The 12,099-nt window shown below is 58.5% G+C and carries 10 protein-coding genes; 5 read left to right on the top strand and 5 right to left on the bottom strand.

Features of this window, described 5'->3' with window-relative positions:
- Positions 1-73: 73 nt before the first annotated feature.
- Positions 74-2,335 carry a putative Ig domain-containing protein gene (locus VL547_RS02065; protein ID WP_325574650.1) on the bottom strand — a complete coding sequence of 754 codons (2,262 nt, stop codon included), beginning with the start codon at positions 2,333-2,335 and terminating at the stop codon, positions 74-76.
- Between the two features lie 108 nt (positions 2,336-2,443).
- On the opposite strand from VL547_RS02065, the gene VL547_RS02060 reads away from it, so the two are divergent.
- Complete coding sequence (locus tag VL547_RS02060; protein WP_325574648.1) at positions 2,444-2,824, top strand: DUF7674 family protein; 381 nt, start codon at positions 2,444-2,446, stop codon at positions 2,822-2,824.
- 34 nt (positions 2,825-2,858) lie between these two features.
- Here VL547_RS02060 and VL547_RS02055 read toward each other — a convergent pair whose 3' ends face one another.
- From VL547_RS02055 to VL547_RS02045, 3 genes are all read right to left on the bottom strand, one after another.
- A complete protein-coding gene (locus VL547_RS02055; protein ID WP_325574646.1) occupies positions 2,859-3,779 on the bottom strand; it encodes an NAD-dependent epimerase/dehydratase family protein in 921 nt (306 codons plus the stop codon).
- Between the two features lie 87 nt (positions 3,780-3,866).
- Entirely contained in the window at positions 3,867-4,436 is a 570-nt protein-coding gene (locus tag VL547_RS02050) for a Crp/Fnr family transcriptional regulator (protein WP_325574643.1), read from the bottom strand.
- Positions 4,437-4,454: 18 nt separating this feature from the next.
- On the bottom strand, positions 4,455-6,515 hold the full coding sequence (locus tag VL547_RS02045; RefSeq protein WP_325574641.1) for a gliding motility-associated C-terminal domain-containing protein: 2,061 nt from the start codon (positions 6,513-6,515) through the stop codon (positions 4,455-4,457).
- Positions 6,516-6,619: 104 nt separating this feature from the next.
- Here VL547_RS02045 and VL547_RS02040 point away from each other — a divergent pair, with 104 nt between their 5' ends.
- Genes VL547_RS02040 through VL547_RS02025 form a run of 4 tightly spaced genes read left to right on the top strand, consistent with a single transcriptional unit; the run spans position 6,620 to position 8,648 of the window.
- Complete coding sequence (locus VL547_RS02040; protein ID WP_325574639.1) at positions 6,620-7,297, top strand: hypothetical protein; 678 nt, start codon at positions 6,620-6,622, stop codon at positions 7,295-7,297.
- Entirely contained in the window at positions 7,269-7,568 is a 300-nt protein-coding gene (locus VL547_RS02035; RefSeq protein WP_325574637.1) for a transcriptional regulator, read from the top strand. The genes VL547_RS02040 and VL547_RS02035 overlap by 29 nt, the downstream gene beginning before the upstream one ends.
- A 50-nt stretch (positions 7,569-7,618) precedes the next feature.
- Entirely contained in the window at positions 7,619-7,984 is a 366-nt protein-coding gene (locus tag VL547_RS02030; protein ID WP_325574635.1) for a diacylglycerol kinase family protein, read from the top strand.
- Positions 7,974-8,648: a DUF1361 domain-containing protein gene (locus VL547_RS02025; RefSeq protein ID WP_325574633.1), complete on the top strand. Its 675-nt coding sequence runs from the start codon at positions 7,974-7,976 to the stop codon at positions 8,646-8,648. The genes VL547_RS02030 and VL547_RS02025 overlap by 11 nt, the downstream gene beginning before the upstream one ends.
- On the opposite strand, the gene VL547_RS02020 is transcribed toward VL547_RS02025, so the two are convergent.
- Positions 8,614-12,096, bottom strand: coding sequence for a hypothetical protein (locus VL547_RS02020; protein WP_325574631.1), 3,483 nt, complete (start codon positions 12,094-12,096; stop codon positions 8,614-8,616). The two genes, VL547_RS02025 and VL547_RS02020, sit on opposite strands and share 35 nt — an antisense overlap.
- Positions 12,097-12,099 lie beyond the last annotated feature (3 nt).

The raw sequence follows: 12,099 nt of genomic DNA, 5'->3' as shown, positions 1-12,099 counted from the left end.
ACCCCGTTTTGCGAAACGTTTCGCAAAACGGGGTAAAAGAGGCACCCCACCCCACTTCCCAACGCCGGCAGGCTTAATGCGCCGGGCGGAGGCGGAGCAGGAGGACTCCGTGGGACGGGATGGCGTGCGGCGTCACGATCGCGTCGGCGGTTGTCGCAATATCTTTTTGGCGCCAGCAATCGCGGACGATTTGGGGGGCGGAAAGACCCAGCGTGGACAGCGATATGCTCGCGGGGGCGGCGTGGTTGCCCAGGTTGAAGATGCCTACGGCCAGCGAGCCGTCGGCCATGGGGCGTGACCAGACCTGGAGGTCGCCGGTGGCGGAGACCTTTTGGGCGGGTTTGGCGGCGGGGTCCTGGTCGATGGCCAGCACTTCGTCGTTGCTAAGGAGGTTGAGGGTGAAGTCGTCGAGCTGGGTCATGTCGCAACCGATCAGCAGGGGGGCGGCCAGCATACACCAGAGGCTGATGTGTGTATATTGCTCGTCGGGGCTGAGATGGGTGCCGTGGAGGCTGGGGCCCCAGCCGACCTTACCCACGACCAGCATGTCAGGGTCGTTGAAATTGCCGGGACGGGTATAGGGCGCGCAGACGTCCTGGCGGAAGCCGATACCCGACATGGAGGCCCAGTTGTCGGTGATGTCGCCGGTGGTGCGCCAGGAATTGCCGCCGGTGGCGCCGCCCCATGTCCATACATCGCCCATGCCATACTGGCAAAAGCTGAAGAGGATGTCCCGGTCGGCCTGGGCTAGTGCAGCGGCCATGACCTGGTAGGGTTTTTTCATGTCGTCCAGGGTAGGTTTTGGATACAGCTCGCCATAGGAACACCAGTCGTATTTAAGATAGTCGATGCCCCATTTGGCGTAGGTCCGGGCATCCTGGGCCTCGTGCTGGTAGCTGCCCAAAAAGCCCCCGCAGGTCTTCGGGCCGGGGGAGGAATAGATCCCGACCCTGAGCCCGAGCGAATGCACGTAGGCCGTCATCTGGGCCATGTTGGGGAATTTCGCGTTGGGCACGACGTTCCCTTTCGGGTCGCGGGTATCCCGTTCCCAGCCGTCATCCATATTGATATAGGTCCAGCCGTGGTTGATCAACCCGCTTCGTTTCATGGCGTCGGCGGCGGCCCGGACCTTGGCGTCGCTGACGCTCAGACCCCAGCAGTTCCAGCTGTTCCAACCCAGGGCGGGGGTGAGGGATATCTGGTCCCCGACGACGATCGTGAGGTCGCGTTCGGCCTTTCCCAGGTGGTTGGTGGCGCCGAGATGAACGGTATACGTTCCGGGTGCGGCGATCTTCCCGCTGATCACGCCCGTGGTGGGATTGAGGATGGCGCCGGAGGGCAGGTCGGCGGCGGTATAGGCGATCGGCTGCGTGCCGGTGACGGCTACTTTATAAAGCAGGGGATGACCCGGCCGGACCCCGACGATGGCCGTCCCGTTGATCCGGGGGGTGGCGGCCGGGCGGGGCGTCAGGATGTAGGGAACGCCTTCGGAAGCGGTGATGCTTTTACCCGATTTTTTGTCCCGGAAAGAGTACAGCGCAATATAGGACTGACCCCCGGGTAGCTGGGCGTTGTATACATACCGGAAGGGCGTCCCCGGGGTGAAAGAGGGCACGGGGACGGTTTTGCGCCAGAGGATGGCCCCATTGGCGGGGTCCTCCAGGAGTATGGACAGGGAGCCCGTGAATACGTAGTGCGGGTCGGTGGATACGAGGGATATGTTTTTGCGGAGCTGTCCGGGCGTCCGGAAGCGGAACGGGCTGTTCTCGTCGATGCGGGCGAAGTCGTTGACGTCGGTCACGCCGACTTCGTATTTACCCGCGTACATGCCGCCGTCACCGCCATGGTCGTATACCCTGACGGCGATGACGTTGTCCTCGTCCCAGTGGATAGCCGGGTCGCTCAGCGGAAGGGTATATACCCGGTCCAGGTTCCAGTTCCCCTGTGTGATGTCCTTGGTCTTCCCGGCGTTTTGGCCAACCGGCTTCCCATTCAGGAAGGCCTCGTCGCCGTCGTCGATCCGACCCAGCTCCAGGCGAAGTGATTCCTTCAGATAGGAGTTGTTCTTTAGCGAAGAAGGGATGACCACGTGGACCCGGTACCAGGCGTAACCGTCGTAATTGGCGTAGCCTTCCTCTTCCCAGGGTTTGCCGACCGAAATGGTTTTCCAGCCGGCGTCGTCGAAGGCGGGCGCGGACCAGGAAGGATCGTCGCCGGTATGGAATTTCCAGTCGTGGGGGAGGTCGACCTGGGCGGCGGCGGCCATCGGAACAGCAGCCAATGAAACGGCCGCAAACGGGAAGCAAAGGCTGACAAGCAAACAGCGAAGCGTCATCGGTTAGTATTTAGCGGCAGGTAAGGTACTTTGCTTTTTTGAAAAAGGGCTGTCAAAACGGAAGGCCCGATAAAGTTGCGCAAACGATTGCATACTGGCTTTTAGCGTATGGTACGGCTTTGGTTGGCCAAGGGTATGATTAACCAGTATGAAGTGGCTGCCTGTCTTCAGGACGAGCTGCCGCAAGTAAGCCGACAACTTCCGCCCCTGGCCGCACTCGACGTGGTGGCCAACATCCAGGGGCTGACCGATTATGCCCGCAGTAAGGCTTCGCTCATGGACTTCAAGGAGGTCCGGCGGTGTATGCTCTTCGCGGAGAAGATGTACACCAAGGGCAACCAGTATGTCCGGAGCGTCATCGAGAACGTATTCGTTTTTTCGTTTTCCGCGCTGTTATTGTGTGAAAAAAAGAGGAAGATGCAGTTGCAGGCGTTGATACCGCTGTCGCTGTACAGCTTGTATGTGCAGCAGATGCTGCGGTCGCACTGACTACTCAGATGGGGCCGGAGGCCCCGCAAAGTCGTTAGCGGTATGCGGCCGCACATTGGCGGATGCCTTCCTCATACGTAGTGGGCGTGAACCCAAAGGTCTTTTCAAAGTCGCTGCTGTCGAAAAGATAGTCGTACTTGTTCTGGTAGAGCATCTCGAGCAGGGCGCGCATGTCCGGGACGAAAAGGGCCGAGAGGTAGATCATCCAGGTGGGCAGGACGGTGAAACCGGCGGACCGGCCAAAAGCACGGGACGACAGGTCCAACAGTTCCCTTCCGCTGAGCGCGGGTTTGGCCGTGGGCAGGTTCCAGACCCGGTTGAAGGCTTCCCTCGTATTGCCCAGGATGGCGGTGGCCCTGGCGGCGTCGGGGGTAAAGATCAGCGAGTGCCGGGTCTTTGCGCTGACGAGCCACTGGGGTTTTTTACCCTTGTGGAGGTTGTCGAAGACAAGGATCTGGGCGATGCTGTTGGCGCAATCCGGACCGTAGAAGTCCGGGGCGCGGGCGATGATGGCGTCGAGCGTGCCGCCGCGCATCTCGGAGAGTAGTCTTTCCTCGATTTGTTTACGGACCATGCCTTTTTTACTGGAGGGCTGCAGGGGGCTGTCCTCGGTCATCCAGCCCTTTACCCTTCCCAGGGCGTATACGTTGCTGAAAAAAACGAGACGCGCCCCGGCCTTTTTACAGCCTTCGATGACGTTGTCCATGATGACGGGCCAGTCCCTTTTCCACACTTTGTAGTCGTACTGTATACCGGCGGTCAGGTAGACCACTTCGGAACCTGCGCAGGCGCTGACGACCTGTTCGCGGTTCAGCAGGTCCGCGGGAAAAACGCTATCGGTGGGGTTTACTTTTTTGGGGTGGCGGCTGACGAGCCGGATGTCGTTGGTGTAGGCGGTCAGCGAGCGGGCGAGCTCTTTTGCGATGACTCCATTGGCGCCGAGAATGGTTTGCATGGTGGAATTGTTTATGCAAAGATGCGGAGTGGCGCCGGACGCAGACTTGACAAATGTCAAGAACTCGCCTGCGCCCCAAAAGGGGGATCAGGATAGCGCTTTCTTACGCATCCGGCTTAGGGTTTCGGGCGTCATACCCAGCATCGACGCCAGGTATTGCAACGGGACCTGGTTGAACAGCTCGGGTTGTTGTACGAAGAGTTGCTGGAAGCGCTCTTCCGCGCTCATGTACAGGTGGCTGAAAACCCGTTCTTCGAGGTGTATGAAGCAATGGATCAGCAGCATGCGCTCGAACTCTATCCATCGGGGTATGGCGCCGGCCATTTGCTGGTAGTCCGACCGGCTGATCATCCAGACGTCACAGTCTTCCAGGGCCTGCATGTTCCAGCGACCGGGGTTGGCGAGCATAAAGCTGGAGAGGTCGGTGATAAAATAGTTCCGGGTGGAGATCCACTGGGTGACTTCCTTGTCGCCTGTATTCACGAAGATGCGGATCATTCCCGAGGCCAGGAACGCCATAAAGTCACAGACGCGCCCTGAGCGCAGCAGGTAGTCGCCCTTTCGGAGGAGCTGCGGGTGGAAGTAATTGCTGATGCTTTCCGCTTCGGCGACTTCGGTGTTGAATGACGCGCGGATGTAGTCGTTTAGCTGCTGCATGCCGTTAAGGTAAGCCATTTACCGGATGAGCACGCTGGTCCCTTTCTGGGAGACCTTTTCCCCTGTTTCGGTATTGAGGTAACGAAGCGTCCAGACATAGGTGCCCACGGCTTGCGGCTGACCGCCGACGCTGCCGTCCCATCGGATCAGCCAGTCGGTCGTCTGGAATACCAACTGACCATACCGGTTGTATACCCTGAATTCCAGGTTGGCCGCCTTGTAGGCGTTTAGCGGGTAGAGGTAGTCGTTGATCCCGTCCCCGTTCGGGGTAAAAGCGGACGGCACCGCGATGTAGCAATTGGCGACGGCGCGGATGATCTGAGAGGCGGTGTCGAAACAACCGGGGCCGTTTGAGACGATCAGCTGCGCCAGGTAATTCTTATCCTGTGGCAGGTCCGGGTATTGTTTGGGTGGCGGGACTGCCAGACTGCTGGTCGTGCCGTCCCCGAAGAGCCATTCGTAGGAAACGATGGCGCCGACGCTGCTGTCGGAAAAGTAGGCCTTGTCGTTCGGGCAAAGGAGGTTGGTGGCTTCGAAAATGGCTTTGAGGACGTTGCTTAGGGGCACCGTCACGGTGGCCGAGTCGCTGCAAAAGCCGTTGGAAACCGTGAGCTTGGCGGTTTTGGTGCCAAAGACGCGATAGATTTCTTCGGCGTTGGGACCGCCGCCGGCGTAAGCGCTGTCGATCGTCCAGATCCAGGAATCGATGCCGTGGCCGCCGGGGTTGCTGAAGTCGATGGTGTCTACCTTGCAGCCCAGGTGGACCTGGTAGTCGAGTTGCGCGTGGATCGTGTCGCCGGTTTGGAAGTTGATTACCTGTCCGGCGGGGAGCTGTTGGGCGCAGGCGTCGATGATCGTGTTGCCGTCGTTGCCGGTAACCAGCTGGAGCTGGTAGGTACCGGCCTGGTAAATTGGCGCCGATAATTGTATGACGGCGGTATTGCCCGGGGCCGCCCCGCAGCTGGCGCCGGTGATGGTGACGCCGCCGGGCCCGGTGAGCCGGAAATCGCTACCGTCGGCGGCGACGCTGCCGCAGTCGATGTTCTTGTCAAAGACCACGGTAAGGGTTTGGGGAGCGCAACCCACGGGTGAAAGGGAATCGAACGGCGCGGGCGGCGGAGGGGTGGGGATGACAACGGTAGCGGAGTCGCCATTGGGGACGGCGTTCGAACAATCGTCGAGGAGGGTGTTTCCGTCGGTACCGTTGGTCATCGAGATCAGGTAGTTGCCCGGTGGTATAGGGCCCGGGAAGCTGACGGTGACGCTGTCCATGTCGAACCCCGAAAGACAATAATCGCCGGCGGCGGCGGTAGCGGCGGGAACCGTTCCCGTCACGGGTCCGGTGGGGGTGAGCACGAAGTCGCTCCCATCCGGGGCGAGGCTCGTGCAGAGCATGCGTTTGTTCAAACCGATCTTGATCGTGGTCGAGCCGCAATCGCCGGGGATGGCCTGGAGGAGCCGGGGTGGGGTCGTGTCGGTGATGACGGCGGTGCCACCGGAGAAGGAGAGATGGTAGCCGTACTGGTCCGAAGTCGTGTAGTGGCTGATCATCAGGAGGTACTGGTGACCTGTGACGAGCGCCGGCATGGTGCTGAAGGGAGTGGGGCTTGTAAAGACCGTTTGACCGGGGGCTCCGGTCGAAGCGCACTGATAGGGAGACGGGGCGCCGGCGGCGGTGCCGGTATTACCGGTGACGCCGGACCAGTTGTAACATACGATCAGGTTGGCATTGGTATAGACGGCATTGACCGATTGGCCCGTGACGTCGAAAATTTCCCAGTCATAGTCGTCGAAAGACGAATCCGGGACTATCGTAAAACCCAGCGTACCCGACCTGAAACAGGTAAACTTGTACCAAAACGGGTTGGCATCCTGGTAGGCGGCACCACCCGAGCAATGGTTGGGGATGGAGCCGTTGACGCAGCCCGGCACCGATTGTTGGCTGAATACGCTGCTGCCACAGACGGGAAAGGCGGTCAGGGGAGTCTGCCCGAGGGTGGTACAGGCCGCGGTGGACTGTTGGGCGCGCACGGGAACACTTGCCATCCAAAGGACGGCCGTCAGCCAAAAGAGCCTCATAAGTCTACCCATCCGTGTCACAATCAAAGGTAATAACGACAAAAGCGGATAAAAAATTTGGTATTTATCGCCCCGGGCCATTACTTTGTATCTCAAAGCACTTTATGGACACTCCTGCCTCCTCCCTGGAAGCCCTTAAAGACATCCGCCAGATCATGGAGCGGAGCGGCCGGTTTATCAGCCTCAGCGGCTGGAGCGGCGTCGCCGCGGGATGCTGGGCGTTGGCCGGCGCGGCGATCGCCCGGACGCAACTGGCCATGTATCCGGAAAACGGCGGTATCCAGGACATCGTTTCCCGGGGCATCCGCCGGTACAGGGCGGAGGGTAGCTGGGAGCTGAGCGACCTATATGCGCGGCTCATCGTGCTCGGGGCTTGCATCTTCGTAGGCGCGCTGTCGACGGCTTTTTTATTCACCTGGTTACGAAGCCGGAGGGAAGGGGTCACGATATGGGGGCCTTCGGCCAGGAGGCTGTTATGGAATACGATGTTACCGATGCTCGCCGGCGGCGTGCTGGTTTTGCGGTTGATCTACCTGGACGCCGTGGGGCTCATCGCCCCGACCTGTCTGCTGTTTTATGGGTTGGCGCTGGTCAACGGGAGTAAATACACCCTGGGGGAAGTGCGGTACCTTGGGTACGGACAAATTATATTGGGGGCAATAAATTGCTGGGTGCCACGGTATGGTTTGTATTTTTGGGCCGCTGGCTTTGGCGTTTTGCATATTGTCTACGGCATTTGGATGTGGCGGAAGTATGAAAAATCCGATCGCGAACCTCAATAAGATATTCGACAGCAGGATCAGGCTGGGGATCATGAGCGCGCTCATGGTGAACGAAACCGTGCACTTCAACGAGCTCAAGGAGCTTATCGAGGTGACGGACGGGAACCTGGCGTCGCACCTGAAAACGCTCGAAGAAAGTGCTTATGTTAAGGTGCAGAAAGGGTTTGTCGGGCGAAAGACGCAAACGACGTACACGGTGACGAAGGCCGGGGAGAAGGCGTTCCGGCAGCACCTGGAGGCGCTCGAGCAAATGATAAAGTCGATGGAATGATCGGCCTTTTTTTTAACCATATACTTTGAAAAACAAAGCACTTTAGTTTTATGCTTAGGTTCTTAAAATCTTTCCGATATGCTGGCAGGGGCATCCTGGCCGCGTTCTCTTCCGAGAACAACTGCCGTATCCAGGTGGCGGTAGCTGTGGCGGTGGTGGGCGCGTCCTTTTACCTCCGGCTCTCGCCGCTGGAGTGGGCGGCGATAATCATTTGTATCGGGCTGGTGATCGGGCTGGAAATGGTCAACAGCGCCATCGAAAAGACGTGCGACCGGATCACCCGGGAGAAGGACGATTATGTGCGGTATATCAAGGATATGGCGGCGGGGGCGGTGCTGTGGGTGTCGATTTGCTCGGCGGCGGTGGGGGCGATTATTTTTATTCCAAAAATTGTACACTTAATCTATGGAAAATAAACACGAGCTGAAAAATCAGGGGCTCTCGCGGCGCGCGATGCAATGGTGGGCGATGTCCCTCGCGATACCGGTGGCGCTGGTGGGGATACGGATGGCGGTGACGCATTCGCTGTTTTACGGGTTCTATTTTTGGAACCTTTTCCTGGCGGTGATCCCGCTGGTGGCCAGCGCCCGGCTGGACAGCCGGCGATCGCTGTGGACGTGGAGGAACCTGGCCAGCCTGGGTATCTGGTTTGCCTTCTTACCCAACGCGCCCTACCTGGTCACCGATATGGTACACTTCCAGCAGGAGCCGAGGGGCCCGATTTACCTGGACGAGGCCATCGTCTGCACCACGGCATTGAATGGCGTCCTATTGGGATATGCCTCGATGAAGCGGGTCGAAGACTGGCTGCTTGGACGGTATGCCGAGCGGCCGGTCCGGATTGCCGTGATAGCGATGTTCCTTGCCTGCGGATTTGGGATTTACCTGGGGCGCTATGTCCGGCTCAACAGCTGGGACATCCTGGTCCATCCTTTCACCGTAACCCGGGTCGTGGGCAAAAGCGTCCTTTTCCCATTTGCCTACAAGCAGGCCTGGGCGGTGACGCTGTTATTCGGGACGCTGCTCTGGGCCGGTTACCGCGCCTTTAGAAGTCAAGCCCTAAAGAGAAGTATAGCTTAGGACTTCCCTTGAAGAAACCATCCATCGGCCAGCCGCAATCCAGTTTCAGGAAGTACCCCAGCAGGGTGCTCCTGACGCCGAAGCCATAGCCGGCCAGGAAGGGACCGATGCCGGGGGGCGTAACGCTCACGGAGATGGGCGATACCACCGGGGCTTGTCCGGACGGGTTCCGGTCGGTATAGGTCACCGACGGGCGACCGAAATTCGACTTGTTCGTCCAGGCGGTTCCCATGTCGAAGAACTGGGTAACCATGAAGTTCCGCAGGAAGGCGTTATTGATGGGTTTGTTGAAGAAGGTGGTAAAGATCGGCAGCCGGAGCTCACTGTTGATCGTCATCGCGTTGGACCCGTTGGCGGCGTTCTGGTCGTATCCCCTGAGGTTGAGCTCGAGACCCTGGTAGATGTAGTTGTCGACGCCGGTGGGGTCGGGTTGGTTGTTGTTGTTGAACTTCGGGCTGATCCAGCCGTCCATACCGCCCACATAATAAACGATGTGCTCGTCGCCGATAAAGGCGGGGGAAAAGTCGCCGGCTGCCCGTACCGCCCAGATGAAGTTGCGATAGATGGGCAGGTAGTTCCGGGCGTCAAAGCCAAAGTTGTCCATCAACCCGTTGTCGCCGGGGGACGACTTGGTGCCCACGTTCTTATAGAAGTCGTTGTAGACCTTCCAACGCAGCCCCTTCCAGATGTCCATGGTCGGATAGGACGTGTTGTCGTATACGTATTCGAGGTGGTCGAAAAGATACTTTTGCTTGATGTCGTTCGCCGCCAGCGACAGCGGGGGACCGATCGGGGGAGGGTCTGCGGAATAGTCGCCCCGTATAACGGTTTTGTCGTACCGCATACCGACGGTCATGCTGATACGTTTGACACGGTCGAAGGGATAAGCGATGTTGCCCTCGTAGATATTGGTGATGGTGCGCGCCTGCGATATCAGGTCGATGGATGGAGCGACGAACTCCCCTTCGAAGGACGAAGCGCCCCGGTAATAGCTGACGCCATAGTCAAAGCGGTGTTTGTAGTTCTGGAAGGACACCACGTAGTCGTTGTCGCGGAGGTCGGTGCCCACCTGGACGCCGCCCATGAACTTATAGTCCTCCAGGACGTCGCTGATGCTGACACGCAGCATGCCGCTGAGGTCGGTCCCACCCGCGGGCTGGATGGGTCCGGAGCCCCCGGCGTAAGGCTGGTACTGGTTAAAGACGACGGAATTGTTGAGGTTGGCCACCACGTAGTCGGTGGAGAACTTGAGCTTGTATTGGAACAGCTTCGACCGGTTCAGGATGGAAGGCGTCTCCGCTTTTTTAGGCGCGGCGGCCGGCATCGTATTGTTTTGCGCGGCGGCCGGGGCGGCGGCTGAATTGCCGGCGGGGCTGGCGGCCGTGTCCTTTTTTTCCTTATTGAATTCGCTTTCGAAGAAGTCGTTGGTGGGGGCTTTCCTTACCTGGGTTTTGTTTACAGGCGCGGCGGCGGCGTTGCCTTTGGCCAGCTGGTCGGCCTTCATTTGCCGGCGCATATAGTCCGTGGGACGATCCGTAAGGTTCCGGTTGTGGAGGGTCTTTTCGTCGACCTGTAGCTTATAGAGGTATTTATTGTCCTCCTGGCGCATGACCTCGGTGACCTGGTTGCTGACCCCGGCGACCCGGGTTTCGCCAACGCCGTACTGGTAGTTGCTCAGGGGGAAGATATACGTGGAGTCGTTGGTGACGGAGTACAGGGCGACGGAATCGGGCTCCGTTTTGTTCCAGGCCTTTAGCGCGGAATCCAATTCCGGGACGGTAGGGTTCCTCAGAAGGTCGTCCCCGATGGTGATGAGGGTGTCGAGACCCGCGCGCTTGGTGGAAAAGAATCCGGCAAAGCGGTTGTTGATACCGTTCTCGTCACAGATAAACGTAAAGTTCGACGTATTGTACGGCATCGGGAAGCGGGCGTTGCCGTATTTCAGGTTCGTCAGCTTGGTGATCTGGCGGAAGGTGGACTTGGGTCCGTTGTTGTCCACCAGGTAAATGTTATACCGGTTCCGTGACGGGAGTACGGTGTCCCCGTCGGGGTCGTTCCCCGTCGGACGGTTCGATGAAAAGATGATCCCGGTCTTGTTGGGGAAGGCGACGAAAACGGGGTCGAGGTCGTCATAGACGTCGTTGGTCACCTGTTCCGTAGAATGTTCCTTTATCTTATAGATGTAAATGTCGGACTTCCCGTTCCGGGTGGCGCTCAGGAGCAGGGTGTTGTTGTCCAGCATGTAGTTCATGCTCTGGATCTGCTGGAACTGATCCAGCGTAAAGTGCGTGGTGGTCGTCCGGGAAAAGTTGTCGTATACGTAGACGTTGATCACGCCTTCCTTGCTGACCGCGTACGCCAGGCGGGTCCCCCTGGGATCCCAGCACATCAAAGGGAAATGTGGGTCCTTCTCGTCGAGCTGCTGCATCGCGCCGTCCCTCCAAAGTACCTTTTCGTCAGTGAAATTCTGGATGAGCTTTAGCTTGTAACGGCCCTTCTTGTACTCGACTACCCCATAGGTATAGCTCTTGGGGTTGGGGTTGGGCGCGAAATTGTAGTAGTCTTTTGTAGGCGATACTTCCTGGAAGATGGTCAGCCGTCCCTTGGGTATGTTCCTGCGGCCCCGGATGTCCTTGAAGTACTTCTGCTGCTCGGCGCTCATGAAGTCGGCGAGCACGTCCTTGAATTTTTTCTTGCACAGCTCCTGGCAGGCATGGTTCAGGTTCTTGTACAAACGCGCCAGGTAGAACAGATAACTGACCTTGTCCTTGCCGTAGCGCTCCTCGATGTAATACCAAAAGGCCTGACCGGCCAGGTCGGGCTGCTCGTAGGCGAACTGGTAGAAGTTGGTATACGTCGATGCCAGCATGGCGTTCCGGAGGGCGTCGTCCTGGGCCGTGCTCCAGTTTTGGGCGGCGTAGGAGATAAAGCCGTCGGTGAGCCATTTGGGCAGGTCCAGCAACGTCGAGTTCCCCGCGAACTCGCCGATGTCGTCCCCGAAAAGCTGCAGCGATACCAGTACCTTGGCAATGCCTTCCCTGATCTGGCGGCGGAGCTCGTTGTGGTCGCTGGTATAGTATACGACGAGTTTGCTGTTGACCAGCTTCGTCATGCCCCCGCTGCTTTGCCAGTCGAAGTCCATCCCGATATTGCTCTGGCGGTATTCGTTATAGCTGTTGTAGACGATGATATTGGCGCGCCGCTGCATGCCGTAGTCGACGAAGCGCTCGATACCGGGCAATTCTTCCTCGGCTACCTGGACCACGTACTTGGCGATGTTCAAGCCCCCGTCGGCAAAATAGACATTGAAATTGGGCGCCTGGTAATAGCGCCAATGGAAGTTTTTGTACTGAACCCTGTTCTTGCCGAACTGTACCGTATTGACCTGCGCAAAAGAGGATATCCACAACATGCCAATGCTACAGATGATCAGGAGTAATCGCTTCATAAA

Origin of the sequence: Dinghuibacter sp. (assembly GCF_035492835.1) — a bacterium.
In the GTDB taxonomy this organism is placed as follows: domain Bacteria; phylum Bacteroidota; class Bacteroidia; order Chitinophagales; family Chitinophagaceae; genus Dinghuibacter.
The sequence above is the reverse complement of the archived record's forward strand: the minus strand, read 5'-3'. Positions and strand labels throughout refer to the sequence as shown.